Annotated in this window: 32 protein-coding genes; 20 read left to right on the top strand and 12 right to left on the bottom strand. The window is 55.1% G+C overall.

The window, feature by feature from the left end; all coding sequences use genetic code 11:
• The first annotated feature begins 51 nt into the window (after window positions 1-51).
• The 3 genes from ACR0EO_RS16610 to ACR0EO_RS16600 are packed head-to-tail and all read left to right on the top strand — an operon-like array spanning window position 52 to window position 2,842.
• Entirely contained in the window at window positions 52-1,140 is a 1,089-nt protein-coding gene (locus ACR0EO_RS16610; protein ID WP_480691644.1) for an isocitrate/isopropylmalate dehydrogenase family protein, read from the top strand.
• Window positions 1,137-2,168: a Gfo/Idh/MocA family protein gene (locus ACR0EO_RS16605; protein WP_480691643.1), complete on the top strand. Its 1,032-nt coding sequence runs from the start codon at window positions 1,137-1,139 to the stop codon at window positions 2,166-2,168. Before ACR0EO_RS16610 ends, ACR0EO_RS16605 begins: the two co-directional genes overlap by 4 nt.
• Window positions 2,165-2,842 carry a GntR family transcriptional regulator gene (locus tag ACR0EO_RS16600; protein ID WP_480691642.1) on the top strand — a complete coding sequence of 226 codons (678 nt, stop codon included), beginning with the start codon at window positions 2,165-2,167 and terminating at the stop codon, window positions 2,840-2,842. The genes ACR0EO_RS16605 and ACR0EO_RS16600 overlap by 4 nt, the downstream gene beginning before the upstream one ends.
• Window positions 2,843-3,027: 185 nt before the next feature.
• On the opposite strand, the gene ACR0EO_RS16595 is transcribed toward ACR0EO_RS16600, so the two are convergent.
• The 8 genes from ACR0EO_RS16595 to ACR0EO_RS16560 form a co-directional block, all read right to left on the bottom strand.
• Window positions 3,028-3,198, bottom strand: coding sequence for a hypothetical protein (locus tag ACR0EO_RS16595; protein ID WP_480691641.1), 171 nt, complete (start codon window positions 3,196-3,198; stop codon window positions 3,028-3,030).
• 248 nt (window positions 3,199-3,446) lie between these two features.
• Window positions 3,447-4,001 (bottom strand): CIA30 family protein, encoded by a 555-nt coding sequence (locus ACR0EO_RS16590; RefSeq protein ID WP_480691640.1) that lies wholly within the window; start codon window positions 3,999-4,001, stop codon window positions 3,447-3,449.
• 11 nt (window positions 4,002-4,012) lie between these two features.
• Entirely contained in the window at window positions 4,013-4,465 is a 453-nt protein-coding gene (locus tag ACR0EO_RS16585; protein ID WP_480691639.1) for a TspO/MBR family protein, read from the bottom strand.
• Window positions 4,466-4,478: 13 nt separating this feature from the next.
• Window positions 4,479-4,982 carry an aggregation factor core gene (locus ACR0EO_RS16580; protein WP_480691637.1) on the bottom strand — a complete coding sequence of 168 codons (504 nt, stop codon included), beginning with the start codon at window positions 4,980-4,982 and terminating at the stop codon, window positions 4,479-4,481.
• Window positions 4,983-5,627: 645 nt separating this feature from the next.
• Complete coding sequence (locus tag ACR0EO_RS16575) at window positions 5,628-6,785, bottom strand: adenylate/guanylate cyclase domain-containing protein (RefSeq protein ID WP_480691636.1); 1,158 nt, start codon at window positions 6,783-6,785, stop codon at window positions 5,628-5,630.
• A 111-nt stretch (window positions 6,786-6,896) separates the two neighbouring features.
• On the bottom strand, window positions 6,897-7,499 hold the full coding sequence (locus tag ACR0EO_RS16570; RefSeq protein WP_480691634.1) for an NAD(P)H-dependent oxidoreductase: 603 nt from the start codon (window positions 7,497-7,499) through the stop codon (window positions 6,897-6,899).
• 11 nt (window positions 7,500-7,510) lie between these two features.
• Window positions 7,511-7,888, bottom strand: coding sequence for a nuclear transport factor 2 family protein (locus ACR0EO_RS16565; RefSeq protein WP_480691632.1), 378 nt, complete (start codon window positions 7,886-7,888; stop codon window positions 7,511-7,513).
• 20 nt (window positions 7,889-7,908) lie between these two features.
• Window positions 7,909-8,403: a nuclear transport factor 2 family protein gene (locus ACR0EO_RS16560; protein WP_480691630.1), complete on the bottom strand. Its 495-nt coding sequence runs from the start codon at window positions 8,401-8,403 to the stop codon at window positions 7,909-7,911.
• Window positions 8,404-8,544: 141 nt separating this feature from the next.
• Between ACR0EO_RS16560 and ACR0EO_RS16555 the strand changes: the two genes are divergently transcribed.
• Window positions 8,545-9,441: a LysR family transcriptional regulator gene (locus ACR0EO_RS16555; RefSeq protein ID WP_480691629.1), complete on the top strand. Its 897-nt coding sequence runs from the start codon at window positions 8,545-8,547 to the stop codon at window positions 9,439-9,441.
• A 334-nt stretch (window positions 9,442-9,775) separates the two neighbouring features.
• Here ACR0EO_RS16555 and ACR0EO_RS16550 read toward each other — a convergent pair whose 3' ends face one another.
• Window positions 9,776-10,456, bottom strand: a complete 681-nt coding sequence (locus ACR0EO_RS16550; RefSeq protein WP_480691627.1) for a GntR family transcriptional regulator — start codon at window positions 10,454-10,456, stop codon at window positions 9,776-9,778.
• A gap of 124 nt (window positions 10,457-10,580) precedes the next feature.
• On the opposite strand from ACR0EO_RS16550, the gene ACR0EO_RS16545 reads away from it, so the two are divergent.
• The 11 genes from ACR0EO_RS16545 (at window position 10,581) to ACR0EO_RS16495 (ending at window position 19,565) form a co-directional block, all read left to right on the top strand.
• Entirely contained in the window at window positions 10,581-11,081 is a 501-nt protein-coding gene (locus ACR0EO_RS16545) for a TRAP transporter small permease (RefSeq protein ID WP_480691625.1), read from the top strand.
• A gap of 3 nt (window positions 11,082-11,084) precedes the next feature.
• Entirely contained in the window at window positions 11,085-12,371 is a 1,287-nt protein-coding gene (locus ACR0EO_RS16540; protein WP_480691623.1) for a TRAP transporter large permease, read from the top strand.
• A 19-nt stretch (window positions 12,372-12,390) separates the two neighbouring features.
• Complete coding sequence (locus ACR0EO_RS16535; protein WP_480691621.1) at window positions 12,391-13,401, top strand: DctP family TRAP transporter solute-binding subunit; 1,011 nt, start codon at window positions 12,391-12,393, stop codon at window positions 13,399-13,401.
• A 21-nt stretch (window positions 13,402-13,422) separates the two neighbouring features.
• Window positions 13,423-14,391, top strand: coding sequence for a C-terminal binding protein (locus tag ACR0EO_RS16530; protein WP_480691619.1), 969 nt, complete (start codon window positions 13,423-13,425; stop codon window positions 14,389-14,391).
• The gene (locus ACR0EO_RS16525; RefSeq protein ID WP_480691617.1) at window positions 14,385-15,023 is read left to right on the top strand and encodes a bifunctional 4-hydroxy-2-oxoglutarate aldolase/2-dehydro-3-deoxy-phosphogluconate aldolase; all 639 of its coding nucleotides are present in this window, start codon (window positions 14,385-14,387) and stop codon (window positions 15,021-15,023) included. The genes ACR0EO_RS16530 and ACR0EO_RS16525 overlap by 7 nt, the downstream gene beginning before the upstream one ends.
• 17 nt (window positions 15,024-15,040) lie before the next feature.
• A complete protein-coding gene (locus ACR0EO_RS16520; RefSeq protein WP_480691615.1) occupies window positions 15,041-15,691 on the top strand; it encodes an RraA family protein in 651 nt (216 codons plus the stop codon).
• Window positions 15,692-15,757: 66 nt separating this feature from the next.
• Window positions 15,758-16,948, top strand: a complete 1,191-nt coding sequence (locus tag ACR0EO_RS16515; protein WP_480691613.1) for an L-dopachrome tautomerase-related protein — start codon at window positions 15,758-15,760, stop codon at window positions 16,946-16,948.
• Window positions 16,949-17,008: 60 nt separating this feature from the next.
• A complete protein-coding gene (locus ACR0EO_RS16510; RefSeq protein WP_480691611.1) occupies window positions 17,009-17,926 on the top strand; it encodes a sugar kinase in 918 nt (305 codons plus the stop codon).
• Between the two features lie 3 nt (window positions 17,927-17,929).
• Complete coding sequence (locus ACR0EO_RS16505; RefSeq protein WP_480691609.1) at window positions 17,930-18,634, top strand: SDR family NAD(P)-dependent oxidoreductase; 705 nt, start codon at window positions 17,930-17,932, stop codon at window positions 18,632-18,634.
• Window positions 18,635-18,646: 12 nt separating this feature from the next.
• The gene (locus tag ACR0EO_RS16500) at window positions 18,647-19,174 is read left to right on the top strand and encodes a 2,4'-dihydroxyacetophenone dioxygenase family protein (RefSeq protein ID WP_480691607.1); all 528 of its coding nucleotides are present in this window, start codon (window positions 18,647-18,649) and stop codon (window positions 19,172-19,174) included.
• Window positions 19,152-19,565 carry a methylglyoxal synthase gene (locus tag ACR0EO_RS16495; protein WP_480691605.1) on the top strand — a complete coding sequence of 138 codons (414 nt, stop codon included), beginning with the start codon at window positions 19,152-19,154 and terminating at the stop codon, window positions 19,563-19,565. The genes ACR0EO_RS16500 and ACR0EO_RS16495 overlap by 23 nt, the downstream gene beginning before the upstream one ends.
• Before the next feature lie 316 nt (window positions 19,566-19,881).
• Here ACR0EO_RS16495 and ACR0EO_RS16490 read toward each other — a convergent pair whose 3' ends face one another.
• From ACR0EO_RS16490 to ACR0EO_RS16480, 3 genes are all read right to left on the bottom strand, one after another.
• Window positions 19,882-20,418: a hypothetical protein gene (locus ACR0EO_RS16490; protein ID WP_170337098.1), complete on the bottom strand. Its 537-nt coding sequence runs from the start codon at window positions 20,416-20,418 to the stop codon at window positions 19,882-19,884.
• Window positions 20,402-21,172, bottom strand: a complete 771-nt coding sequence (locus tag ACR0EO_RS16485) for a hypothetical protein (RefSeq protein ID WP_170337100.1) — start codon at window positions 21,170-21,172, stop codon at window positions 20,402-20,404. The genes ACR0EO_RS16490 and ACR0EO_RS16485 overlap by 17 nt, the downstream gene beginning before the upstream one ends.
• A gap of 74 nt (window positions 21,173-21,246) precedes the next feature.
• A complete protein-coding gene (locus tag ACR0EO_RS16480) occupies window positions 21,247-21,762 on the bottom strand; it encodes a DUF805 domain-containing protein (RefSeq protein WP_170575351.1) in 516 nt (171 codons plus the stop codon).
• Window positions 21,763-22,322: 560 nt separating this feature from the next.
• Between ACR0EO_RS16480 and ACR0EO_RS16475 the strand changes: the two genes are divergently transcribed.
• From ACR0EO_RS16475 to ACR0EO_RS16455, 5 genes are all read left to right on the top strand, one after another.
• On the top strand, window positions 22,323-22,622 hold the full coding sequence (locus ACR0EO_RS16475; protein WP_480433223.1) for a hypothetical protein: 300 nt from the start codon (window positions 22,323-22,325) through the stop codon (window positions 22,620-22,622).
• A gap of 363 nt (window positions 22,623-22,985) precedes the next feature.
• Window positions 22,986-23,285 carry a hypothetical protein gene (locus ACR0EO_RS16470; protein WP_480691603.1) on the top strand — a complete coding sequence of 100 codons (300 nt, stop codon included), beginning with the start codon at window positions 22,986-22,988 and terminating at the stop codon, window positions 23,283-23,285.
• Between the two features lie 55 nt (window positions 23,286-23,340).
• Window positions 23,341-23,955, top strand: coding sequence for a hypothetical protein (locus ACR0EO_RS16465; RefSeq protein WP_170575347.1), 615 nt, complete (start codon window positions 23,341-23,343; stop codon window positions 23,953-23,955).
• A 400-nt stretch (window positions 23,956-24,355) separates the two neighbouring features.
• Window positions 24,356-24,529 carry a hypothetical protein gene (locus ACR0EO_RS16460; RefSeq protein WP_480691601.1) on the top strand — a complete coding sequence of 58 codons (174 nt, stop codon included), beginning with the start codon at window positions 24,356-24,358 and terminating at the stop codon, window positions 24,527-24,529.
• Between the two features lie 120 nt (window positions 24,530-24,649).
• On the top strand, window positions 24,650-25,294 hold the full coding sequence (locus tag ACR0EO_RS16455; RefSeq protein ID WP_480683002.1) for a hypothetical protein: 645 nt from the start codon (window positions 24,650-24,652) through the stop codon (window positions 25,292-25,294).
• Window positions 25,295-25,298: the final 4 nt, after the last annotated feature.

Below are 25,298 nucleotides of genomic sequence, written 5' to 3'. Positions count from 1 at the left end.
TGGAAGCTGCGATCGCGCTATGAATGCGAAACGGGAAGGAAGCGGGCCAAAATGAAAAAGACTTACGATATTGCAGTGTTCCACGGGGACGGGATCGGCCCGGAAATTATGGTCCCTACGCTTGAAATTCTGCGTCAGCTCTCCGACAACGATCCCAGCTACGACCTGGCGTTTACAGACGCGCCAGCAGGTGCAGGCCACTACGCCAAAACTGGAGAATCGTTTCCAAAAGGATCACTTGAAACTGCACGCAAGGCCGACGCGATTCTGCTCTCTGCAATGGGTTTGCCGGATGTTCGCTACCCTGACGGAACCGAGATTTCACCACAGATCGATCTGAGAAAGCAGCTTGGCCTTTTTGCCGGTGTGCGCCCGGTAAAGGTAAGCAACGGGCAAACGACGCCTTTGTCGCTCCCCAACGGAAAAGAGATTGACTTCGTTTTGATCCGTGAAAGCACCGAAGGGCTTTTCTTCACCCAAGGAACAGGTGAGGTCACGGAAGATGAGGCGCGCGAAACCCTTCTGATCACCCGCGAGGTATCGGAAAAACTATTCCGATTTGCATTTGACCTTGCCAAAAATCGCAAAGCATCCGGCCGCGGCCAAGGACGGGTCACATGTGTCGACAAAGCCAATGTGTTCAGGGCTTTTGCATTTTTCAGGTCACTGTTTGACGCCGAGGCCGCCAACCATCCAGATTTGTATGCTGACCATGCCTATGTAGATGCGACCGCTCTATGGATGGTTCAAAAGCCTTGGGAATTTGATGTCTTGGTGACTGAGAACATGTTCGGAGACATCCTCTCTGACCTTGGCGCAGGCCTCATGGGTGGTCTTGGACTGGCTCCTTCCGCGGATATTGGGTTGAAGCACGCCGTATTCCAACCCTGCCACGGCTCCGCGCCGGACATTGCTGGACAAGGTATTGCCAACCCATTTGCGATGATCCTTTCCGCGGCAATGATGCTTGAATGGCTGGGGTTAACCCATGATCACCAAGAACTATCTAACGACGGAGAGCGTTTGCGCGAAGCCGTTGAAAAAGTGACAGCGAACGGTCGAAACCTGACGCGGGACTTGGGCGGCAGCGCGGGGACGCAAGACGCAGCCTCATCGGTATTGGAAGCGTTGCAGGCATGAACACTCCACAAGTCATCAGAGTCGCATGTGTGGGGGCGGGATATTTCAGCAAGTTCCACTACGAAAGCTGGTCTCGAATGCCCGGCGCCGTTCCAGTTGCATCTTGCAACCGTAATATTAACAAGGCGAAGGAGACGGGACTGACCGCCTACGATGATCTGACAAAAATGCTAAAGGCAGAAGAACCAGATCTCGTGGACATTATCCTTCCACCTGTGGCGCAAGCCGACGCTATCCGGACTGCGCTGCATTCGGGCATCAAATGGCTTATCTGCCAAAAACCTTTCTGCAAATCTTTGGATGAAGCGGAGAAGATCGTTTCTGAGGCTGAGGCAGTAGGTGCAACCATAGTTGTGCACGAGAATTTTCGCTTTCAGCCCTGGTATCGGGCAATCAAGGAGGCGATGGCCGAGGGTCAAATTGGAACACCACTACAAGCGACTTTCCGACTTCGGCCCGGCGACGGACAGGGGCCAAGCGCCTATCTTGACCGACAACCGTATTTTCAGGAAATGCCACGTTTCCTAGTTCATGAAACAGCGGTTCACTGGGTAGACACGTTCCGATATTTGTTCGGTGCGCCCAAAGCAGTTTACGCAGACTTGCGCAAAGTTAACCCCGTTATCGCAGGCGAGGATGCAGGTTACATCCTATTTGACCACCCCAACGGTTTGAAAGCTCTGTTCGACGGGAACAGGTGTTTGGACCACAGCGCTGAAAACCTGCGTCAGACAATGGGCGAAGCTCTCATCGAAGGAACAGAAGGCTCATTGGTTCTCAATGGCGACGGGTCAGTGGAACTCCGCGCTTTTGGAGAGCAGGAGCGACAGCGGATTCTACCTCCGAGCGATCATGATGGGTTTGGAGGAGACTGCGTCCATGCCTTGCAAAGTCACGTTGTTTCGGGCCTTTTAAACGGTACGCCATTGGAGAACTCTGCCCGAGATTATCTGGACGTGATCCGCATCGAAGAGAATATCTATCTTTCGGCTGCGGAGGGACGAAAAATCAACCTGGAGACGCCGTGAAGGATCAGGACAACAAAACTCTTTCCAATACACAACGCGCCGTAAGGGACTTACGGCGGATGATCCTGTCTGGCGAACTAGCAGCTGGGACTGACCATCTGGAGTCGGAGCTCGCCGAAACACTGGGCATGTCCCGCACGCCGATACGGGAAGCTGCACTGATGTTGGAAAGTAAGGGGTTGCTGGAAATGCGGCCCCGCAAAGGTGTGCGAATACTGCCCGTTTCGTCGGACGATATGCGCGAAATCTACGACATCTTAACAGAACTCGAGAGCCTCGCTGCACAGCGCGCTGCCGAAGCCGGCTATTCAGAAGATGAATTGGCCGTGCTTGCTGGATCAATCGCAAAAATGGATCAAGCCATCGAAACCGAAGATCTGGAAGCCTGGGCGGAGGCCGACGAGTTGTTCCATCAGGAACTCGTGCGTTTGGGAGGCAACAAACGGGTCGAAGCGATTGTCGCCATGATGAGCGACCAGGTGCGTCGCGCGCGTGCAACCACGTTGTTCATCCGCCCCCTGCCCGTCAAATCGAATGAGGATCACAGAGTCGTTTTCCAAGCGATTAGTGACGGTCGACCAGACGTAGCGCGAGAACGCCATCGAGAACACAGACTCCAAGCCAAGGCCATGCTTTGCGGGATACTAGAGAAGCATCGGCTTAACAGCCTTTGATCTACTTGGACGCTTTTTCGAGGATTCACTAAATCCCGACGACCACCGGCGAAATTGCTGCTTTCTGGCTCCTTGCAGCCATTTAGCGAAATTCACTGAAGGCCTTTGCTTTGGGGTTACTGATTTCAGAGCTCGATACGAGTCACCCTAATTCAGAGAAAACCCGGTGTTTTTCCCAAAAACGCTCAAGCTTCAGCGATCAATGTGCCCCAGCTGGAAAAACCACCGCCTGTCTCACAGATGATCGTTTCCGCCCCGGTTACCGTATCGTTCCCAAAGTAGCATTCCGCAAACGCACCAGTGCCAGCAAATGATAGGGTCAGGGCAACAAGGCCCAAAGCTGCAATCCTCTTCATGATACTCACTCCTTTAGATGAGCGTCATGTGGGAGTTGTTTTTGACTGGAAGTACTTTGCTTCGATTAAGATTATTTAATTGAAGAATGCCTGTGGAGTTATCTCTTTAGAAAGAAGCACGCCCAGCAAAGACATGTTCAGAACTTGAAATGAAAAAACGGCGCTTCGGCTTTAGCATTGTCACGTTTCGATCTCGCACGGTGTTAAGCAGACCTATATGGAGATTGCAGCCATCGCTTGTGCGACGTTCAGTAGAAACCAATCTCGCTGACATCTACGCGGACCTCGTGATCGCGCCCATAGGCCACAACTCCAACTGAGGTGATTTCGTCAGCGACTGGAATAGCCTGCAACACCGCACCTGAAGCCTTGAAGCCTGTCAAAGGTAAAGAGACTTCGCTCCATTCTTCAGAAGTTGCGAACTCGGCCTGATAGTATTGCGACGGAAGCACCGTGCCACGTGTCCTGAGATGAAGGAAGTATTGCTCGCCATTCCCTCGTACCAATAGCCTAACGCCCGATACACTCGCATCTGGCCAACCAGACAACTTGCGTCGAAACTGGATGAAACCACCGTTGTTTTTTGTACTGACGGTTCCGGTCAGCCGCGCGAATGCAACCTCACCTTCCGAACTAAACTGCACCTGCCCCGAAGAGACCCCTCCCATGACAGTGTCAGCAACGTAGTCCCAACGCGTCTCCGGAGACTTGGTGAAGTCCTCAGCAAGATTTTCATCAGCCTGTGCCATTGTAGATCCGATGATAACAAGACCTGAAACAAGCCCAATGAAGTTGGCACGCATTTTGTTCCTTCTCAGTTCAATATCGCAATGGAAAGGTTCAGCGCCGTGGCAAATGCGACCCACGCCAAGTACGGCAGGAAGGCTATTGCGGAAACCTGATCCGAGTTCCTTACCCGAGCGATGAACATGACAATCACAATCAACAACGCGACAATGACCACAAACGCAAACCACGGCAGTTGCAGTACGAAAAAGGTTGGGGACCATAAGAAGTTCAGACCCACCTGCGCCCACCACAGCTTCATGGCTGTCGAGCTTTGGCCTGCTTCGAACTGGCGCCAACCCGCCACGGCGATCAACACATAAAGAACCGTCCAAACCGGGCCAAAAATCCAATTTGGTGGATTGAAAGAAGGTTTAGAAAGCTGCGCATACCAATCACCGGGTGCGGTCAGCGTCCCGATCAGGATGCCGCCCCCCAACATGAGCGCAAGAAATGCTAAGCGGATCAACCAATTCGACACTGTAGGGAGCCTTTCAGCAGTCCTTGGTCTTTACGTTAACAAGCGCTTCCGAAGAGAAGTTAGCCGTACTGGTCTCATCCGCATCAGTATAGGACACCGTGGCGCCTTCGATCTCCGACCCTGATACGGTGATTTCGCGTTGCCCGATTGTGTCATCTACATCGATAGTAAAGGCTAGCTTGTCCCCAGCTGCGAGGGAGGCGATCTCTAGTTCAATTGTATTTTGCCCGTCTACGATCGAAGGAAGTTTACGTAATGCATCAACGCCCTCAACGAATTCGAGAGGCTGGAAGACTTCCACACCAGCACCTTTCTCGGTAACGTCGAAAATCAAACGTCCGGCAGATTGCGACAAGTCAATTTTTAGGGTCGAGGCTTCTACCTCGCACGTTCCGACATTTGTCAGAACAAAACGGTCCTTGGGCGCGCCTTCTATGAAGCGAATTTGAACTCCGGCTTGAAGCGAGGTGGCTGCGAACATTCCAAAAGTCGCCGCAAGAATACTCTTCGGAAGCATATTTATCTCCTTACTTAGAGGTTCGTGATAGATACGCTTCGGCGGGTTTCTTGGATCAGACTTATACCGTTTGACTATAGTGGCTTAGCCGGCGGGTACTTTCGGCGTTATTTCCAGAAGCTTTGCAATCAGATTCAACCGTAACATTGCACTCCAAATTTCAGGAGTACTTCGCATGCCGTCACCGTTCATGGTCGGCGAAGCTCGCCTCTCCCATCGAAATTTCCAAAGGAGGCAAACGGCCCAAAGCCGACCTTAGGTAAAGTCTTTGATTGCGACAGGTACAGCCTACGTTTCGGGCATTTTCTACCAGCGCATAATGAGGAAGCCGTAGTGGGCTAGCACAGCGGGTCGAAGCTGTCGTTCCCCCCTACGCCGGCTTTGGAGACAGCTCCAACAGCCAAGATGCACCACCGGTGGGCAGCGGTCATTCTCTACTGGGCTTATGCAACAGTTGAACTTCCCTGAAACAGACATTCATATTTCAACCAAAACCGGAGGCACATGGCCAACCCGTACCCTTCTCTGCTTTCCGTCGGCTGGTATGAAAGTGCCGTAGTAGCTAACTGCCACGCGCATGAAGCACATTCTTGCGATCGGTAGATAATAGTAACCGCGTTCGCCCAACAATTGGCTTCCGAATAATTATTCGCGGACCCTAAAAGCCTCGATTTCATCGGGCAAACCGCGGATAGAATGATAGCCAACTGACTGCATGCTTCGCGCCATGTGCTCTGAGACGCTCTGTGTCACCAGTAGCTTTTCGTCGAGTTTCTTGCACAGTTCTTGAACGCGGCTGGCGACGTTAACAGCCTGACCGACGACGGTGAAATCCAAGCGATCAGGACTGCCGATGTTGCCAAAGGTGACGCGACCGAAATCAATACCGACTACGAATTCGATTGGCTCTTTTCTCTTTTCAGCGGTTGTATCGTTATAGTGTCTCAGGTTGGCCAGGGCTTGTTCTGCCGCCTGCACCGCAGATCTGCACGAGGCTTCGGCGTCGTCATCAACGTTGAAGACAGCAAGTATACCGTCCCCCATGAATTTGAGAACGTCACCCCCCTCTTCCTGAATAGGTGATACCGCCATCTCGAAGTACTCACCCATCATGCTAAGTAAGTCGTTTTCTGACCAGGATGAGGCTTTCTCAGTGAAACCGCGAAGATCCGCAAAAAGGATAGCGGCCGAAACTGTTCTGTGTTCTCCGCGCTTTATGTGCCCCTGGTCGATTTCTTCGGCAGGACCGTGACCCAGATAAGTTTGAAGTAGACTCTTCTGTGAATGGCGCACCGCAATGGGTTCCAAAGCCGCGGCAAGCGCGTATCGCGTGTCTTCAATGTACCGGATGTGCTCGTCCGAAAACCCTTTGTCCGCATTCGAGGTGAAACTGGTACCCTGAACCGATCCGTTGCCATGTTCCAGCGGGATGGCCAGAAAATCGGTGGCGCCTGTTTCGACGAGCTCGGTATAGATCGGGTGTTCTGCCAGAAGGTCGAGATCGGACAGGCGTTTGCGCAATGGGCGCCGCTGTGTGACAACATATTCAAACGGGCTGCCGTGCCACGCGCTGGTCGACAAAACCGTGGTCGGCACGGTGTAGCGGCGGGTTTCTTCGGGTGTCCAGATGATCCCCCACGCACTGAGCAAAGGGTTGGAGTAATTCTGAGCGATGCGTGCCCGTGCCAAGGGGACGCCAAGGGCGGTCAGTCCTTCGCAATACCCTTTGACGATGAGTCTCTCGTCGCCTAGCAGGCGACCATCGGAAATCAACCAGTGGTTCAGGCGATCAGTCTCGGTCACAGTGGTCTCACACTCTTGTTCCGCGCTGATAGTTTACCTGTCATTGGTCGTGAGAGAACCCGCGCCGTCTGGAAAACCCGTGTTTTCTGCCCGGCGCAGGATAGGCTGACGTCAACTTACCGCCGCAGCCAGTGAAGGGTCGTCTTCCAATTGCTTGAGCAAACGGGCCTGTCTAACCTTGGGGTCCAGTTCGGGATCGCTCAAATAGGCCAGCATATGGGGCACGTTCTCATCTATCTGCTCCTGAGTAGCCACCGCCATGCCATGGGCCACAAACGGACGCAGATAAGTCATTCCGGCCAGAATCGCCGTTTGTTGGAACGGTTTCAGAAACTCGGCCATCGTAAAGTTGTTGTATCCGCCTGCGTGATAGCTGTGCTCAGGACCTCCGGTCGAAACAAGGATGAGGTACTCACGCCCTTTCAGTTGGTCACCGCCCGGCCCATAAGCGAAACCATAGTTCAACACCTGATCCATCCAAGCTTTCATGACCGGCGGCGCTGAGTACCAATAGAATGGAAATTGAAACACGATCCGGTCATGGGCCAGCAAGAGGGCCTGTTCGGCTTCGATGTCAAAACGCATCTCGGCACCGCCAATGGCGGTCAGATCTCGGGTCGTCACGTTGGCAGCTTCTGAAAGTGCGTCAAACCAGGCGCGGTTGATGCGCGATTTGCTCAGGTCCGGATGAGCGGTAAGAACGAGGGTTTTCATGTATCTGCCTCTTACAAGAATGTTGCGGAATAATGGGTGATCAGCGGGCGGCCATTGGGCCGGGTTTCAAAGCGCCAGTTCTCCAGAACCCGCGCTTCGAGACGCTCGCCCGCAATTGTCGTGGCACGAAACAGAACTTCGAACTGTGCAGCGCCGGGTGTGATCGCGAGGTTGCTGACGTGATGATCGGTCGGGCGCTGCAAGGTTTCAAGCACGCCACGATACCAGGCCCGCACACGATCATGCCCTCCGAGCGTGGTATCGACATCGGGCATGTCCCAGGTCACGTCGGGATGGAGGTCGGGTAGGAAGGCCTCAATCGGATCCAGCCTGTCAAATTGGGCAAACCAGTCTGTGATGAACCTGCGTATTTCGGGATAATCGGTCATTTGTTTCACCAGTCGATGGATTATTTGGCCAGCCGCTCGGGAACTGGGGCCAACGTGTATTGAGACCAGAAAAACGTGTTGGCCGCGTCCTGATCGGCGGACAGGTTGGTTGCCTCGACGATCTTGCCATTCTCGATCCGGTAGACGAGGGCCCACGTCGTATCGACATTTGGTTTGCCAACAGCGTTCGACCAGCCACGGTGGATATCAACCACGTGCGTCTCGTCCGCTCCGAAATAGATGGGTTCAGCCTGAAATCCGGCGACGCCCAGTTGTTCGAAGAAGGCCAGCACCTCATCCCGACCAATCTTGGTTCCGGACAGAGGGTGGCGGCCCGGGATGTGCCATTGGACGTTCTCGTCCATCACCGCTGCGATGCCATCCAGATCGTTGGCACCATAGGCGGTAAAAAAGTCCTGTACGACCTTGATATTGTCTTCGGGGGATGCGGCCATGGCGGTCTCTCCTGCGATCAGAGCGGCGGTGAGGGCAGCAACTTTGGTCAGATTGTTCATCTTGTGTCCTCCTGAATACTTGGTGACAGCCTTCTGGGCTGTGATGACACGAAGATAATAATCCCGGTGGAACGTGATAATTCACCCTGTTTTCACTTCTTTCATGTATATAGTCGAATAATGAAGTAGTTTGGGGACACGATGCGCCTGCCACTTGCCACGCTTGAAGTCTTTACCGCCATCGCGCGACACGGGTCGTTGCGTGCCGCGGCCGAGGCGCTGGGTATCAAGCCGTCGACCGTCAGCCACCAGTTGAAGGCGCTGGAAGAACAACTGGGAACCTCGCTATTCATTCGGACAACGCGATCGATCAGCCTGACCGAGGCTGGGCGAGCCCTGATCCGCGGCGCGGGACCCGCCTTTGATCAACTATCCGAGGCCGTGGAAAGCGCACGCAGCACCGGTCACGCCGCACGGGGGACTCTGAAACTGGCGATGCCGGAATTCGCCTATCACCTCTATGTTGGCCCGATCCTCAAAAGCTTTTGCGCCGAATATCCCGAGATCGAGTTGGAACTGTCACTGACCGATGCGCTATCGGATATTCTGGGCGAAGAACTGCATGCCGGGTTCCGTTTGGGGGATCGTGTAGCACAGGACATGGTGGCGGTGCGATTGACGCAACCGCTGCCGGTGACCGTCGTGGCCAGCCTGGACTACCTGTCCAACCGGGGGATCCCCGAAACGCCGCGTGATCTGCTTGGGCACAACTGCATTCGCTACAGGTTCCAGTCGTCGGGCCAGATTGCGCCATGGAGTTTTCAATCGAGTGAGGGGGAGTACTCTGTCGATGTACAAGGCAATCTGATCGCCAATGCCCTTCCTGCTTCCGTCGATTTGGCCAAGCGAGGGCTTGGGTTGGCCTATACGTTCCAAGCCTATGTCGACACGCAGATTGCTGCGGGAGAGTTGCAACAGGTTCTGGGCGACCACTTGGGCCTCACCCCCGGTATTTTCTTGTATTTCCCACGTGAATACAGGTCGATGATGCCGCTCCGGCTCTTCATCGATCACTTAAAACGCAAGCAAGGTGTTTGACCCTGCATCTGTTGGCCCCAGTATCTAATGTCGTCTATGCAGCCGAGCGCCAATCGTCGCGCGCGTCAACAGCGGTGCAACTGTAATCCGTATGCTTTGATGCTTGGTATTGTCGACAAAAACCCGCAAGGCCTTACAACGCCTCAATCTGGTTCTGACATCAGCACAGCAGCCGAAGGACGCCCAATCGCGTCGCTATAAAGCAACGGCTCAGAATGGCAGATGTCTGCATACCTCAGTGGCAACCTCTGTTTCCCGCCCTGACCTCGGACAATTTTCGTAGTTATCTGACTTGCAGATAACGTGCTTGGTTTCATGCAGGCGACAGAACCGCTCAATTCACCTGCTGGGTCCGGCCATCCACATTAGTTGCGTCACTCCAATAGGAGCCTTCTTTCCTGTCTATGTGGAGCTTCAACACATCCAGAGCTTTTGAAACATCACCATTCTCGACGCACTGAAGCAACTCAATGTGCTCCCGATAGGACTTAGCCATATGATCCGGGTGGTGCCCTAACCGGCTGCGTAACGCCGCCATTTTCAATGCAATCGTTTGATAGGCGTCATTCAGAAATCGATTGTCCGCACAATCAAATAGACATTGGTGGAACAGGGTATCCTGATACAAGTACTCTGCATCATCCGCTGCCTCCCGTGCCGCTTTCATCCGATCGATGCAAGCGGCAAGCGCAACATGAAGCGCCTGCGGGTCTGCTTGCATGGCTGAAGTTAGGGCGGTTGTCTCAAGGCAGACACGGGCATCGCAGAGCTTGGCCAATTCTTCCGGTTCCAGATTGAACACGAAAGACCCCCTTTGCGGCTCAACGACCAATAGACCTTCCATTTCAAGCCGGTTGATTGCCTCGCGCACAGGGGTGCGGCTGACTTCAAGATTTTTGGCGATTCTGGCTTCAGACAGTTGTTCACCCAATTCGAACTCACCTTTGATGATCCGTTCTCGCAAGTTCTCGGTCACCAATTCCGTCAATGATTTCGGTCTGTTGAATAGGCTCATATCGCTCTCCTCGCGTCGACAGTAGCAGCCCTGCACCTGGCATACAATGTGTTAGTGTTGACAGATTAGCATACTGTATGCCAGTTTTGATTCTCACGAGGAGACGGCATTGGGAGGGGCGTCTTTGCAAACTCTGGAAACATGGATTGTTGCGTTGAACAGGGCGCTGGTGGCTTTGGCTCTGGCTGCGGTCTTTGCAATCGTCTTCGCCAATGTGGTGGGACGGTACGGGTTTGGTACGTCCATGGCCTGGGTAGAAGAAGTCGCCCGGCACCTGATGATCCTTGGTGCGTTTTGCGGTGCGGGCCTGGCTCTGCGCGAAGGTCGTTTGGTTGCGATCACCACATTTCCAGACTTGCTGCCGGACCCGTTGGCCCGCCTTCTGCGCTGGGGAATTGTCATTGTGATGTTTGGATTCATGGCAACTATGCTGTGGCTCGGCATCCAGTTCGTTGAATTTGGTTGGAACAAGGAAACCATGTCCACCGGCATTTCGCGCGGCATCCCCTATCTGGCAATCCCGATCGGGTGCGCATTGTTCCTGATACAGCTGGCCTTTTTCGCAAAACGATTCGTCACCCAGGAGTTTGAACACGGCCCCGAAGGCGATGAGGCGGAGGTCTGAGCCGTGGCGAAAACTCTGATCATCCTGTTCTTTGCGACGCTGTTTCTGGGTGTTCCCGTCGCCTTTACGATGGGGATCGCCGGGCTGACGGCGATCTTTATCGACGGATCCTTGAACCCGCTTGTCGCAACACAACGCATGTTCGCCGGGATCGACAGTTTCCCGCTGATGGCGGTGCCGTTCTTCATTCTGGCCTCTGAACTCATGACAGCCTGTGGCCTGACCAACGCCTTGTTGCGCTTCGCCAATGCTTTGGTCGGCCATGTGCGCGGCGGGTTGGGGCATGTGAACATTCTGGTGTCGATGCTGTTTGCCGGGATCAGCGGGTCTGCGCTGGCGGACGCCGCAGGACCTTCGGCCATCGTCATGCGAATGATGCGAGAAGCAGGGTATGAAAAGAACTACGCTGGCGCTTTGTCCGCCGCGACAGCGACCATTGGCCCGATTATCCCACCATCCATTCTGGCCGTAATCTTTGCAATCTCAACCAATGGCGTGACTGTTGCGGGACTGTTTCTGGCCGGGATCGTGCCAGGGGTTCTGCTGGGCGTTGCGCTGGCCATCGCCAACCACATCGTCTCGACCCGCTATGGCTATCGCGGGCGCGAACATCGCGCCACCATGACCGAGCTGCGCAGTGCAACCCTGTCTGCGATTCCGGCCCTGATCATGCCCGCGATCATTCTGGGGGGTATCCTGTTCGGTGTGTTCACCCCGACCGAAGCCGGCGCGGTGGCCTCAGCGTATGCGCTGTTCCTGGGCTTCCTCCTGCGGGCCTTCACGCTTCGCACGCTGTATGTCGCGTTTGTGCGGGCTGCGGTGGTGACCTCCTCGGTCTTCTTGATCGTAGCGATGGCGTCGATCTTTGCCTGGCTACTGACCTACCTGCAAATCCCGCAGGAACTGGCGAAACTGATTACCCAGATCACCGACAACCGTCTGTGCATACTGTTCATTCTGGCCGCCTTTGCGCTAATCTGCGGATTTTTCATCGACACGTTGCCCGCGCTCATCATCCTGACTCCGATCCTCGGCCCCATTGCCTATTCCGCAGGGATCGACCCGCTGCAATTTGGGATGATGCTGGTGCTGAACCTCACCATCGGGATGATCACCCCTCCGGTTGGTCCGGTGCTGTTCGTGATCGCCACGGTCGGACAATTGAAAATCGAACGGCTTTCAAAGGCGGTGCTGCCGCTGCTGCTGGCTGAACTCGTGGTGCTTTTGCTGGTCATCCTCGTGCCAAGCGTCAGCACCTTCATCCCCAACTTCTTTGGATTTGCGAACTGACATGAAAGGGAGGAACCTCATGAAAACGATGTCGAAATTGATAACAGCCACGGCTGTTGTCGCCATGACCGCCGCAGGTGCGGCCTCGGCCAAGGAGCTGAAATACGCGCATTTTCAGGCCGCTGATCTGAGCTCGCCGAAACACGCCGCAGCTCTGGCCTTTGAGGCCTGTGTCGAGGGCAAGACCTCCGGCTCGATCGACGTGCAGATCTTCCCGGCGTCGCAGTTGGGCGGTGGTTCTGAAATTATGGAGGGTCTCCAACTGGGCACCGTTCAGATGGCGGCAATTCATGATGGTCCGATCTCGGCTGTCTACAAGCCCTTCTCGGTTCTGGCGATGCCCTACTTGTTCGACGATCAGGCGATGGCTTGGGCGGTGATGGACGGTGAATTCGGTGACGCGCTGGCCGAGGATATGCTGGCCAAAACCGGCATCCGCAGCTTTGGCGTAGCCGACAACGGCGTGCGCAACTTCACCAATAACGTCAAGCCCGTTGCCGAGCCTGCCGATATGGAAGGCCTGAAAATGCGCGTAATGACCGCGCCGGTCTGGGTGACTCTGGTCGAAAGCCTGGGAGCATCGGCAACTCCAGTACCGTGGCCTGAACTGCCCGGCGCTCTGCAGCAAGGCGTTGTGGACGGACAAGAGAATGGCGTGACCAACATCGTCAACGCCTCACTCTATCAGCACCAGAAATACGTCTCCTTGGATGGTCACGTGTTCAGCTGGCACGCCTATCTGATGTCGGACATGTTCTACGAAAGCCTGACGGACGACGAGAAAAAAGCAGTCGATCAGTGCGTTGAGATCTCGAAGACGATTCACCGCGGTATGACCGCCGCGCAGGACGCGAACGCAACTGCGATCCTGTCGGAAAAAGGCATGGAAGTGGTGCCAGTCAGCCCCGAGCAGAAGGCCAAGTTCCGCGCTGCCGCTCAGCCCGCCGTACGCGAGTACATTGTGGGTGAAATCGGCGAGGAATGGCCCGATCGCCTCGACGCCGCTGTCGAAACCTACAAGGCCCAATAATCCATGCCGAGAGACCGTCACATGACCCGCCAAACCATCGCAATCCTTGAACCAGGCTATGCCGCCTATGACACCGAAGCTTCGGTTCTGGCCGAGCAGGGCGTCAAGATCGCGCCGGTCGGGCCAGAGACTGAGGCGGTCCCGGCTTTGCGGGAACTGGATCCGGTCGCCATCCTTGTGCGGGAACGCACTGTGGATGCGGCCGTGATCGATGCTTGTCCTAACCTGAAAGTCGTCGTCCGCTATGGGGTGGGCGTCGACAATATCGATCTGGAGTATGCGCAATCGCGCGGCATCTATGTTGCTAATGTGCCGGACTATGGCGCGGAGACAGAAGTCAGCGAACATGCGCTGGCGCTGTATCTGGCCGTGCAGAGGCGCATCCCGTCCCGAGATGCCGAAGTGCGGCAGGGTCAATGGGGAATCGGACAGGCGGCGATGATCCCCGGCCGCGAAAATGCCACCCTTGGTCTGATCGGATGCGGTAAGATCGGCCTACAAACGGCGGGGAAATTCCGGGCCTTGGGGTTCTCTTCGGTTCTGGTATTTGACCCCTATCTGAGCGATGATGCAGTCCGAGCGGCGGACGTGCAAAAGGTGGATTTGATCGACCTATGCAAAGCCGCAGACGTGATCAGCCTGCATGCGCCCTTGACGCCCGAAACGCGTCATATTTTGGACGCCGAGCACATCGCCCTGATGAAGCCGACCTCGATCGTGATCAACGTCTCACGCGGCGGTTTGGTAGATGAGACGGCGCTGGCCGACGCCCTGAATCAAGGCCGCATTTTCGGGGCTGGGATCGATGTCTTCGAACAGGAGCCGGTCGACCTTACCAACCCCCTGCTTCACAGCCCCAACACCATCGTGTCGGATCATGCTGCCTGGTACTCCGAACGCTCGGTCGCGGTGCTGCAGCGATGTGCTGCCCGTGAAGTCGCGAGAGTTCTTAAGTATGAGCAACCCAATCACTGGGTGAACAAATGGTAGATTTGGTCGACACCCTTCGTTCTGCGCAAATTGTCCCGGTGATCCGCCATAGCGACCCGGAGATCGCTTGGACAGCCTGTGACCTGCTGGCAGAGGCCGGAATTCGCGCATTGGAGATTACTACGACGGTTCCAGACGCCGCTGCCCTGATCGCTGAACTGCGCCAACGCTATCCTGAAATCTGCACTGGCGCCGGAACGGTTCTTGAAGCTAGTCAGGCCGACAAGGTGTTGGCAGCCGGAGCCGAATTTGTTGTCTCTCCGTGCTGGAGCGATGCTGCCGCGCGGGAAGCCGGTGCTGCAAGAGTGCCCTATCTGCCCGGCGCAATGACCCCTGGTGAGGTTCATCATCATGCGGAAAACGGCGCAGCGGTGATCAAGATTTTTCCGGCCGATGCTGCGGGTGGTCCTCAATTCCTAAAGGCGGTCAAATCCGTGTTTCCCGGCCTCGCCCTGATGCCGACCGGAGGCGTGTCTCCTGACACCGCACAACCCTATCTGAACGCCGGCGCACTTTGCGTCGGCATGGGTGGAAACCTGCTGCCTGCCCAGGCACTTGAGTCCGGTCACATCGACTTGGCTCGCGCAGAAATCAACGCGGCTCTCACGGCCGCATCCTTTCAAACTTCCTAACGTAAGAGGATACTCTCATGAACACCCAAGAACTCGTTGCCGGGTTTCGCGACGCGGCTACCGCATCCGTCGCGGATGCCGTGGACAAGGTGGCGGGCAAGACCGGCTTTCTGCCCGCCTCGATCAAGCCTCGGATCAACGAAAAGAAAATAGTTGGCCCGGCCGTAACAATTCTGGAAGGCCCCACCGACGAATTCCTGCCGCCGCAGCACGCGCTGGACGCCATCGACGAATCCGAGGCCGGATCCGTCATCGTGATCTCGACCAATGGCACCACTGATGTGGCGCTGTGGGGTGGTCTGATGACCGCCGGCGCCGTCGCCAACAAACACGAAGGCGCCGTTCTGGACGGTGGCGTGCGTGATCTGGTTGAGATCAAGCGCGACTACGACTTCCCGGTCTATTCCCGCTGCGTTAACCCGGGCACCACTCTGGGCCGCGTTCGTACGCTGGCGTCGAATGTAGAAGTCGACATGGGCGGTGTGATTGTACACCCCGGCGACATCGTTGTGGCTGATATCGACGGTGCGGTTGTGGTTCCCCGTGAACATGCAGAAGCCATCTTGGAAATGGCGCGCGAGATTGATGAACGCGAAGCCGAGCAGGCGCGTCTGATCATCGAAACCGGCTCGCTGCGCGAAGGTCTGGCGAAATACGGTCGCATCTAACCAAAACGCCCCGCAGGTTGCTCGCAACAACCTGCGGGACACCAGAGCACAGCAAGGGAGGAATACATGCTGAAACGAATGCTCAACACGGTGGCCCTTACCGCCGTTCTGGCCACCCCGGCGCTCGCGAACGGGCCCGAGGTCGTCGCGGAATGGAACAGTCTGCCCTATGCCGTCAAGGACGAGGCAACAAAATCCGCCTGGGAGGGCAGCGAGATTTACGGCAAGGCGCTGGTTCAGGGCGCCAAGGTCGACAGTCAGGGCAACATCTATGTTTCGACCGCGCGCTGGGGTGGGGCCGAGATCCCCTCGACAGTCTCAAAGTTGGTCAAGAACGGTGACACGTGGGAGTTAGAGGCGTTTCCGTCTGAGGAAATAAACAGTATGTCAAACCCTGATGGGCTTAAGGCCGTGCTGGGTTTTGAGATCGACCGCAACGACGTGATGTGGATTCTGGATCAGGGCCATGTGGCCGGCCCTCCGTTCGAGGATGGCGACGCCAAGCTGGTGTTATGGGACCTGAAAGAGAACAAGGAAATTCAGCGTTACGTCTTCACTGCGGAAGAAGCAGACCGTCAATGCTCCTTCCTGAACGATCTGGCTGTCGATAACGACACCGGCTTTGCCTACATCGCTGACAGCGGCATCTTCTGCGATCCGCTGCATGGCGGTCTGATCGTCTATGACAGCAACACCAACTCGGTGCGCCGGATTCTGGATCAACACCGGTTCACCAATGACGAGCCGAACTTCTTCTTCAACATCGACGACCGCCCTGTTCTGAAAGAAGGCGGCATGCGCACAGGTGCGGATGGCATTGCATTGTCGGGCGACAAGGAAACGCTCTATTGGACGAACCTGACCGGCAATCACCTGTATAGTCTGCCGACGGAAATCCTGCGTGATTTTGAGACCAATGAGACGGTCATCGAAAACGCCGTTGAGGTTGCGGCAGTGCTGCCCTCGAACACCGATGGAATGACGGCGGACAACGCAGGCAACATCTACATGACCGCACTGTCGCTGGACGGGATCATGAAGTTCGATGAATCCACGCGCGAGGTCAGCCGTTTCGTCCACCACCCAGAAATGAACTGGCCCGACACGCTGGCCTGGGGTCCGGATGGCGAGATGTATGTGGTCTCGAACCACCTGCATATCTGGGTCGATGGCGACATGAACTTTGAAGACCCTGAAATCCCGAACTTCCGTATCTGGAAGATTCCGGGTGTCGGCCAAAGCTATACGGCCGAATAATCCTCCCAACACCTTGGTCAGCCCTGCTGGGCTGACCCTTGAAGCAAAGATGAGATGACCATGACCCCCGATATCCTGTGCCTTGGCGAACCGATGCTGGAGTTCAACCAGCAACCCGACGGGAACTACCTGCCCGGACATGGCGGGGATACCTCAAACTGCGCCATCGCTGCCGCGCGTCAGGGGGCGTCCGTCGGCTATGTGACGCATATCGGGGCGGACACATTCGGCAATTCCTTCATGGATCTATGGAAGGCTGAGGGGATCGACACCTCGACCGTGCGGCAGGTCACGGATGCTCATACCGGGGTTTATTTCGTGACTCATGGCGCAAACGGGCATGAGTTTAGCTATTTCCGCGCAGGCTCTGCCAGCAGCCGGATGGGGCCGGAAGATCTGCCGGTAGCCGCGCTAAAATCGGCCAAGATTCTGCATGTTTCAGGCATCAGTCAGGCGATATCGGATGTTGCGGCTGATGCTGTGTTTCGCGCCATCCAGATCGTGAAAGGCGCCGGCGGCCTCGTGTCATACGACACCAATCTACGCCTGAAGCTCTGGCCGATTGAGCGCGCGCGCGCCGTGACGCATGCCGCCATGTCGCAGTGCGGTATTGCCCTTCCCGGTCTGGATGATGCCGAGCAACTGACCGGCCTGTCTGATCCGGATGCCATCGCAGACTTCTACCTGAATCTTGGGGCAAAAACCGTCGCCCTGACGCTGGGGGCCGAAGGGACTCTGGTTGCGACATCTGACAAGCGCGAGCGTGTCAAAGGCCGCCGGGTCGAAGCGGTTGATGCCACGGCCGCGGGCGACACATTTGACGGTGCTTTCCTGTCTCGCATCGTGGCCGGTGACAATCCCTTCGCAGCCGCCCGCTATGCCAACGCAGCTGCTGCCTTGTCGACCCAGGGGTACGGAGCAGTTGCCCCGATGCCGCGTAAAGATGCGGTCGAGGCATTTCTGGCGAAGGGGGACTGACCTATGAAACATGTCGTTGTCATTGGTGGAACTCGGGGCATCGGTGCCGGGATCGCGGGTGAGTTGCGACGCAAGGGCTGGCGCGTGATGGTGACCGGCGTAGGCGCGGACGAAGTTGCTGCCTGCGCAGCGCAGAACCCTGACGAGACCTGCGCTCAGCTGGACGTGCGTGATACCCAGGCCGTCACCGCATTTTTCGCTGGGACTGAGAAACTGGACGGATTGGTTAATTGCGCAGGAATTCTCGCCCGAGGTGCGGAATACGAGATCGAAACCTTTGAAACGGTGATCGACATTAACCTGACTGGGACTATGCGCTGTTGTTTGGCCGCGCAGCCCCTGTTGGCTGCGTCAGGCGGGGCGATCGTGAACACGGCCTCGATGCTCAGCTATTTCGGTGGGCCATTGGTCCCGGCTTATTCCGCAAGTAAAGGCGGGGTGGCGCAACTGACCAAGGCGCTGGCTGGGAAATGGGCCCCAGACGGCGTGCGTGTCAACGCGGTTGCACCGGGGTGGATCGAAACCGAAATGACCGAGTCACTGCGCGCCGATCCGGCCCGCAACCAACCGATCCTGGGTCGGACGCCGCTGGAGCGTTGGGGCAAACCTGCGGAAGTGGGGACATTGGCGGCGTGGCTGCTGTCGGATGAGGCTGCTTTCGTGACCGGTGCTGTCTATCCCGTGGACGGTGGCTATTCTGCAATGTGAGGAGGAAATCTGATGCCAGTACAAGAACTCGATGACGATCCAAGAATGCCCTATCAACTGCCCTTTCCGAAGGATGCACAGGATGAGATCGTTATCCCCGACGCCGTTGCCGTGGATAAGCGCGTCTGGGTGCCGCAAACTGAGAACGTATCGTTCCGACCGCTCTGCCTGAACCGTTCGCAGGGATATTGGATGAACTTGCTGCGCGTACGGAAATCCGGGGTTCTATCGAGGCACCGGCATCCGCAGCCTGTTCACGGTTTTGTTCTGAAAGGCCGCTGGCACTATCTAGAACACGACTGGATGGCGCAGGAAGGCGGCTATGTGTACGAACCGCCGGGTGAAACCCACACTCTGGTCGTGCCCGATGACGTCGACGAGATGATCACCTATTTCCAGGTCAACGGCGTGATGCTCTATGTCGATCCATGGGGCAAAACCATGGGCTACGAGGACGTCTTTACCAAGATCGACATGTGCCGTAAGCACTATGAGGAAGTAGGTCTGGGTGCGGATTATGTCGAGCAGTTCATCAGATAGACGGCTGAAATTGGCGTTGGTTGCGCATGACGCCAAGAAAGACCTAATGGTCGAATGGGCCACAAGGCATTCCGAAACTCTGCGCCAAGCCAGCCTCTTTGCCACAGGTACCACTGGCGGGTGTATTAACGCAGCTCTGCCCAAGCTTCAGTTGACCGCACTCAAAAGCGGCCCATTGGGAGGTGATCAGCAACTTGGCGCAATGATTTGTGAGGGTGAGCTCGACGGCCTATTCTTCTTCATAGATCCGATGTCACCGATGCCTCATGATGTGGATGTCAAAGCCTTGAGCCGTCTGGCGATTGTTTACGACCTACCTTTCGCAAGCAGTCCAAGCACAGCGGATTTCGTTTTGAACGGAATTTTCAATAGAGAATTCGGTAAGGCGTGACTGTCCGTTTTCCGCCTCCCCACTCGCCAGTGCTACGCCTGCCGCTTGTACTAACCTGGGTGTTGCCATTGCCCTGATACTTCAAGCGTTCGCACCGGCGTGCAATGTTATGCCCGAACCTACAAAGTTTTGTAGGTGCGCTCATAACGCTGCATTCCCAACATTGAGTTCATTGAAGAAAATCTTGGAAGATTGCCCATAACTCTGCGCGGTATTTGCGCATAACTTTGCACGATTTGCCCATAAGTTTGCGTGCCACAGAGAACCCATCGAACAAACCAGCTCCTATGGCTTATCTGCGATTCTCAAATGCGACTTATTCCCAATCGCCAGCAGACGAGCGCCACGTCTTAGCGTCCGCATCCCAAACACTGGCGGTGACGCAAGGCGTTGGGTTTATTCCGTCGCAATTGGATCCATGAATATCCGCAACAACAACGCGTTGACGCCCAAAATCAACAACCGTCCAGCCCTGGTTGAGCAAGGATTGAACCTCCTCTTCAATCAAGAAGTGCGACATGCATCCGCCAGTTCCGCAGTAAAGAGATGCGGCGCTCGAACACGCAAAACCAGACTCATTCAAAACCCAGTCGCGTTGTAGATCTCCGTCGAGATCGACCCTTTCAACCGCGCCCCAATCTAAGTCAAACTGACCGTTGTTGAACTCCGCGCATACCTGCGCCGCCAGATCAACCTTTGCTCGCAAACCGGTTGGAAGTTGCGAAACGTCAGCCGCGACAACTGGTGAGGTCCAAACCAGGCCCGAACCAAGCAGGATCGCAGATACCAAACGTTTCAAGTAGCTTGCCAATTGGGAAGCCGGTTGGAAGGTGGCTTCAGTTGCATTGTTCATACCTGTAGTCCCCGTATTCCAGCCAGTTTGCCGAGCCTTCGTTAAAAATCAGAAATTCAGACCTGTCTTCACCAAGAAGGGCGACGACAAATCCGGCCGGTGGCTCAGAGTTTCCGAAGTAGCTGTAGGCTGTCATGGCTCTGATCGACTCGCCGTTGACCATTACTCGCGCGTCCCACTCCCCCTCTGGATTGTCCAAAATTACGGGTTCGATCACGCGCTCTATCGCTCCGCCACCACAATAGACGATGCCTTCGGGCGCTTCGTAGGACGTCTCTTGGCTAACTTCTGAATCGCACGCAGAACGAAGGGACCGAATTGCTGCGCTGGAACCTTTCAAGTCAAAAATTCCGTAGCTGACATCTCGATCAATCATCGACAGATTAACCGATGCATTGGCCGCAAGCTGGTCCAGTACAAAACCATAGTCTCGCTGACTATTGAAACTGACCTCGACAGGATAATTGTCGACGATCTGCAAAGCCGCGTTTTCTGCGCCAACCTGAAATGCTCCAACTTCGGTGGTGCCGTTCTTCAAGAAACGAATGGAAAGCCCCTGCTTGTCCGCAATGTCCTGGCTGTCCTCGAATCCAGCCGGAGCAAAGCGAATACGGTCACACTGAAGTTCCAGCGTCATGTTTCCTGTCTGAATAAACGCATTGGGGGTGGGCCCGGAGCTGAACGACCACTCCGCTGATGCTGTGGTCGCCACTGCCATCAGGAGCATTCCAATGGAAATGGTTTTGCAGCTCATTTTTTTCTCTCCATTGAGTTACGGTTCGCACTGTCGTTCAGCAGAAGTTCCAGCCAATTGCCCCGGCAACCAGATCAGGACACAGGTTCGCCGTATTCGTTTGCGCCTTCTTGGGAAGGTCGTGTCAGCCACCAGATCATCAGGATAGACAGAACCAATTGAAGAATTGAGACAACAACAATACCGGTCACGCCCAGTACTGCCGCGGGTCCCCGTAATGCATCGGGGTTTTCGGTCCCCTGCTCCAATACCGAAAAGAACGCCACCCCACCCAGCATAACAAATAGCGTTGTAATGCTGAGCGCCATCGGCAACAGCAAATACCAGCCAGGTCGTCCTGTATCATGCAGCCTTCGCCAACCGGCGGCCAGCATAGGTATGAGAACAGCCAGCTGGAAAACAGAGGACAGGACCCGAGATCCCTGGCCTGTTTCGGGGTTGGTCCCGAATATAATCGTATCCAGCACAGCTAAGGCAGCACTCACGACAACCACAAACAAGAAGAACCACCAGTATTCTGAGCGTATAGCCCGACCGGAGAACTGGAAGTATTTCGAGAAACACGTCTTAACGGCTTCACCAAATCCCATCTTTCAATCCCTTCATTGTTTTTGTGCGGCCTCAAATCGCTTCGCCGCTCAGGGGAACACACTCGTAGCTCCCACTTACTTTTTTGTTTGAACGCAGAGGCCTATCATACGAGAGCGTAGAGAAATTTACGCGCGGAAAAAATATTGATTTATTTCAAATTAGATTCAAACATGCGAATTCGACACAACTTTATTTTACCTCCGTTGTTGTCGTTGCTGCTCGCTGTGCCGAGCCCTTTCGACTGCTGGAGTGAGTACCGGCGGTCGGAAGGCACTTTACAATGATTGAGCGCTGGGAGGACGCGATGCTCAGACTTAACGTACTCGCCCTCTTTCCAGAGTTTGCTCTAGCATTTGCTAGTGACTTCATTCGGCCTTCACACGTTAACGTCGGCCCCGATAGTCAACGAAATATCGTCCCGCCGACCAAGCCCACCGCGGCAAGTTTTGGGAAAGGTAGTCACAGGATCAAGGTATGTTCAATTGGCTGCACAGACGCGAGAGCTTCAAACAAGCGCATCCAATTTCACTAATTTCAAGGGAACCAGAGGGAGAAGAAGATGACCAACAAGATTGTGATGATTGCGGGCGCGACATGTTTCGCACTGCTTGCGGCCTGCGACGATACGAGTACATCAAGTGCGTCCGCCGAACTCACGCCGGCTCAGCAGGCGTGTTTGCGAGATGTAGCCAACACGACGAACAATTCGCAAGTCGTGGTGCTCTCATCCGCGTTTAGCGAGGCGGGAACACAGGTCACAGTCGGCGTAGGCGAGGATCGTGCTCCTTGGAATTGCATTGCTTACAGTGATGGCGCAACGGCTGGAATCGAGTTCCTGGGCGACGAAGGCGCATTGTGACCTGTCTGCTGCGTAGCTGAAATCGGCTGCGCAGCACAGGCTTGGTCTTCTGAGGCTCGACTTGGTTTGTAGAACCACCATCATCGTATTCTCGGTCCTGTACCTGTTGGCGTTGGTTGCATTCTTGACGGGCACATTTGGCTGGTTGGGACAGGAACGAGACCCTTTGTCCGGAGCGTTCCTACTGCCGTTGGGACTACCTTGGATACTTGTAGCGGACTTAGTTTCGGAGTCCGCCAAGCCATGGTTCGCGGCGATTGCACCGGTGCTCAACATTTTGGCGCTGGTTTTCATTTGCAGGTGGGCTCGCAGTTTACACCAGAAATGAAGGCGGACTTCTGTCTCACCAAAAGGGAGGAAAGCATGGGAAAAGTGATCTTGGGAATTGTGATCGGGCTCGTCCTCGGCGTGGTTGGGGCTATGACCTTGGGTGGCGGGGCCGCGGTGGGTGTCGGCGTTGCGACAGGCTTGTCCGCCGGTGTCTGCACCACATTGAAAGGAGCACAAGCCGAGAACCTGATCACCGCCGAGCAAGCGGATCAACTCCTCAACCGCGTAAATTCCGAAATGGCGTCACTGCAAGGAATGGAAACGACGGGCGAGATCGTCGGCAGCGCACAGGCATGCGATGAATTTCTGTCAAAGTTAAGAGACGCGAAGTGAGGTTCCGCTTTGCACGGAACAAAACAGTAAGGACAAGCCAACAGGGAACCATCTGATGAAACTCGTTTTACTCAAGCTCCTCGCACCCATGTTCGCAATCGCGGGCACAGCTGCTTTTGCAATGTCAGAAGCCGACGACGCGTGTATCGACCATTTGCGGCAGGTTGGTGGACCAGACGGTCAATCAGGTACAATTGAAAGCTCTCAGTTCTCGGAAGCTGGTACGCTCGTCATGCTGCGAGACGCAGGTGGAACACTTTGGCGCTGCATCGCGTACAAGGATGGAAGCATCGGCGAGATGTCGGTTGTCGAAGCGATGGATGATGGCGGTGGAGCAATGGCAGGCGCCGCCGGTTCTACCGGTAGCCAACGTGTCAAATTCGATGCTGGCTCCACCGGCGCAGAACTCGTTGGTGAACTCGCGCCCGGCGCCTCTCAGCAATATGTTCTGGGTGCCAAAAACGAACAGTTCCTCTACGTCCGCGTTGCTCCGCGAAATGGCTCCTTGGACTACGTTATTCGTAACCCCGATGGTTCTGAACTGTTGGGATTGATGTCGGCGGACAAGGAGTATCGAGGACAGCTTTGGCAATCTGGTGATCATGTTGTGGAGGTTATCAATCGCAGCAACTCTTCCGTCAGCTACAACGTAATTTTCGGAATTGAATAGGTGATCGACTAGAAACCCCGAAACGTAACCCCCAAAATGCTAGGAAAAACAGATGAAATCCAAAGTACTATTGGTGATAGGCACGATGTGCATTTCTGCGCTTGCAGCATGCGATGAGAGCAGCGGTTCGGTGGATGCAAGTGCACCTACTGTGGGCAGCTCTAGCGATCTTTCTTCATTTGAAGGGGCAAGAGCGGGCCAAGCTGAAATGGGCATTCAAAGTCTCGGGTTTGAACTCATCCGAAGCGAAGGTCTGACCTCGTACTGGTTTAACAAGGATACTGGTGCATGTGCTCGGATCACGACATCCGAGGGAAGGTACTCAGATGTAGCAATGCTGCCATCAAGTGACTGCTGACAAAATTCCATCAATCCCAAATCTGAAAGAAGGAGCTCACACTTGCATTTCGACCTGGCACATGCGGCGGTCATCATCGCCGCTCTAGTTATCACAAACATGGCATTGAAATCGGCGGGGGTGATCAATGAAGAAAACAAGCAACAATGGAACTGGAAAGTTGTTCTAGCCTACTTCGTAGTCGTTGTTATCATCAATCTGGTGTGGCCCATCTAAAGTTTCACAGCGGAAAGCTAATCGCCCACTTGAAATGGTTATCGTGAACTAGCCCTTCCGAGAGATTATCAGGTCGGAAGAGTGTAGCCATCAAGTGCTCAAGAATAGGAAGGAGCTGGCATGCGGTTTTTGATGTCCCTCATATTCATTGGTGTTCTCGCAACCGCTGCCAATTCTGACGTGACCAGTCGAAACGGTGGCCCAAGCGACAGTCAATTGCTTTCAAAGGGTAGCAACGGCGGTGTTGATGGTGTCGCTTTTTTTCGCCCGGTCTTAAGCGGTGTCCTGTATCGATCCGGTTTCAAGGGCGGCGACAAGGATCGAACGGGCCTAAGTGAGGGTCAACGCGAAACTCTGTGCGGTGAAGGATTTTCAACCGGGTTTTATGCCGACTTTGGCAAAAACACTGAATACGGTCGCACCAGTTGTGGAAACGGATCCTTTGACTATCAAAGCGCCAGATCCTCCCGACCCGGTGCTGTCATGGCGTCCATACACGAGGTGATTGAAAACCCTGGAAAGGGCCCTGTTCTGGTGCACTGTATGTGGGGGGTTCATTCCTCAGGTGCATTGTCGGCGATGGCGCTCGTTCAGTTTTGCGGTTGGACAGAAGAAAGGGCCAAGGAATATTGGAATGATGCCCGAAACGGGGCCCCATGTTCAGGCGGGTGCGACCAGTGGATCGACTCAAAATTCTCCAACTTTAGTGTCGACCCCAAGTTGAAAATCTCCACCGAACAACAGGCAGCGATTTGCCCTAAATGATACC

Source organism: Ruegeria sp. BE9 (assembly GCF_056538765.1).
This window is presented reverse-complemented; position numbering and strand designations above follow the sequence as displayed.

Coding starts and splice junctions, on each gene's coding strand:
- ACR0EO_RS16610 (WP_480691644.1), top strand. CDS start 52: ATGAAAAAGACTTACGATATTGCAGTGTTCCACGGGGACGGGATCGGC.
- ACR0EO_RS16605 (WP_480691643.1), top strand. CDS start 1,137: ATGAACACTCCACAAGTCATCAGAGTCGCATGTGTGGGGGCGGGATAT.
- ACR0EO_RS16595 (WP_480691641.1), bottom strand. CDS start 3,198: ATGAAGAGGATTGCAGCTTTGGGCCTTGTTGCCCTGACCCTATCATTT.
- ACR0EO_RS16590 (WP_480691640.1), bottom strand. CDS start 4,001: ATGCGTGCCAACTTCATTGGGCTTGTTTCAGGTCTTGTTATCATCGGA.
- ACR0EO_RS16580 (WP_480691637.1), bottom strand. CDS start 4,982: ATGCTTCCGAAGAGTATTCTTGCGGCGACTTTTGGAATGTTCGCAGCC.
- ACR0EO_RS16570 (WP_480691634.1), bottom strand. CDS start 7,499: ATGAAAACCCTCGTTCTTACCGCTCATCCGGACCTGAGCAAATCGCGC.
- ACR0EO_RS16565 (WP_480691632.1), bottom strand. CDS start 7,888: ATGACCGATTATCCCGAAATACGCAGGTTCATCACAGACTGGTTTGCC.
- ACR0EO_RS16560 (WP_480691630.1), bottom strand. CDS start 8,403: ATGAACAATCTGACCAAAGTTGCTGCCCTCACCGCCGCTCTGATCGCA.
- ACR0EO_RS16555 (WP_480691629.1), top strand. CDS start 8,545: ATGCGCCTGCCACTTGCCACGCTTGAAGTCTTTACCGCCATCGCGCGA.
- ACR0EO_RS16550 (WP_480691627.1), bottom strand. CDS start 10,456: ATGAGCCTATTCAACAGACCGAAATCATTGACGGAATTGGTGACCGAG.
- ACR0EO_RS16535 (WP_480691621.1), top strand. CDS start 12,391: ATGAAAACGATGTCGAAATTGATAACAGCCACGGCTGTTGTCGCCATG.
- ACR0EO_RS16530 (WP_480691619.1), top strand. CDS start 13,423: ATGACCCGCCAAACCATCGCAATCCTTGAACCAGGCTATGCCGCCTAT.
- ACR0EO_RS16525 (WP_480691617.1), top strand. CDS start 14,385: ATGGTAGATTTGGTCGACACCCTTCGTTCTGCGCAAATTGTCCCGGTG.
- ACR0EO_RS16520 (WP_480691615.1), top strand. CDS start 15,041: ATGAACACCCAAGAACTCGTTGCCGGGTTTCGCGACGCGGCTACCGCA.
- ACR0EO_RS16515 (WP_480691613.1), top strand. CDS start 15,758: ATGCTGAAACGAATGCTCAACACGGTGGCCCTTACCGCCGTTCTGGCC.
- ACR0EO_RS16510 (WP_480691611.1), top strand. CDS start 17,009: ATGACCCCCGATATCCTGTGCCTTGGCGAACCGATGCTGGAGTTCAAC.
- ACR0EO_RS16505 (WP_480691609.1), top strand. CDS start 17,930: ATGAAACATGTCGTTGTCATTGGTGGAACTCGGGGCATCGGTGCCGGG.
- ACR0EO_RS16500 (WP_480691607.1), top strand. CDS start 18,647: ATGCCAGTACAAGAACTCGATGACGATCCAAGAATGCCCTATCAACTG.
- ACR0EO_RS16495 (WP_480691605.1), top strand. CDS start 19,152: ATGTCGAGCAGTTCATCAGATAGACGGCTGAAATTGGCGTTGGTTGCG.
- ACR0EO_RS16490 (WP_170337098.1), bottom strand. CDS start 20,418: ATGAACAATGCAACTGAAGCCACCTTCCAACCGGCTTCCCAATTGGCA.
- ACR0EO_RS16485 (WP_170337100.1), bottom strand. CDS start 21,172: ATGAGCTGCAAAACCATTTCCATTGGAATGCTCCTGATGGCAGTGGCG.
- ACR0EO_RS16480 (WP_170575351.1), bottom strand. CDS start 21,762: ATGGGATTTGGTGAAGCCGTTAAGACGTGTTTCTCGAAATACTTCCAG.
- ACR0EO_RS16475 (WP_480433223.1), top strand. CDS start 22,323: ATGACCAACAAGATTGTGATGATTGCGGGCGCGACATGTTTCGCACTG.
- ACR0EO_RS16470 (WP_480691603.1), top strand. CDS start 22,986: ATGGGAAAAGTGATCTTGGGAATTGTGATCGGGCTCGTCCTCGGCGTG.
- ACR0EO_RS16465 (WP_170575347.1), top strand. CDS start 23,341: ATGAAACTCGTTTTACTCAAGCTCCTCGCACCCATGTTCGCAATCGCG.
- ACR0EO_RS16455 (WP_480683002.1), top strand. CDS start 24,650: ATGCGGTTTTTGATGTCCCTCATATTCATTGGTGTTCTCGCAACCGCT.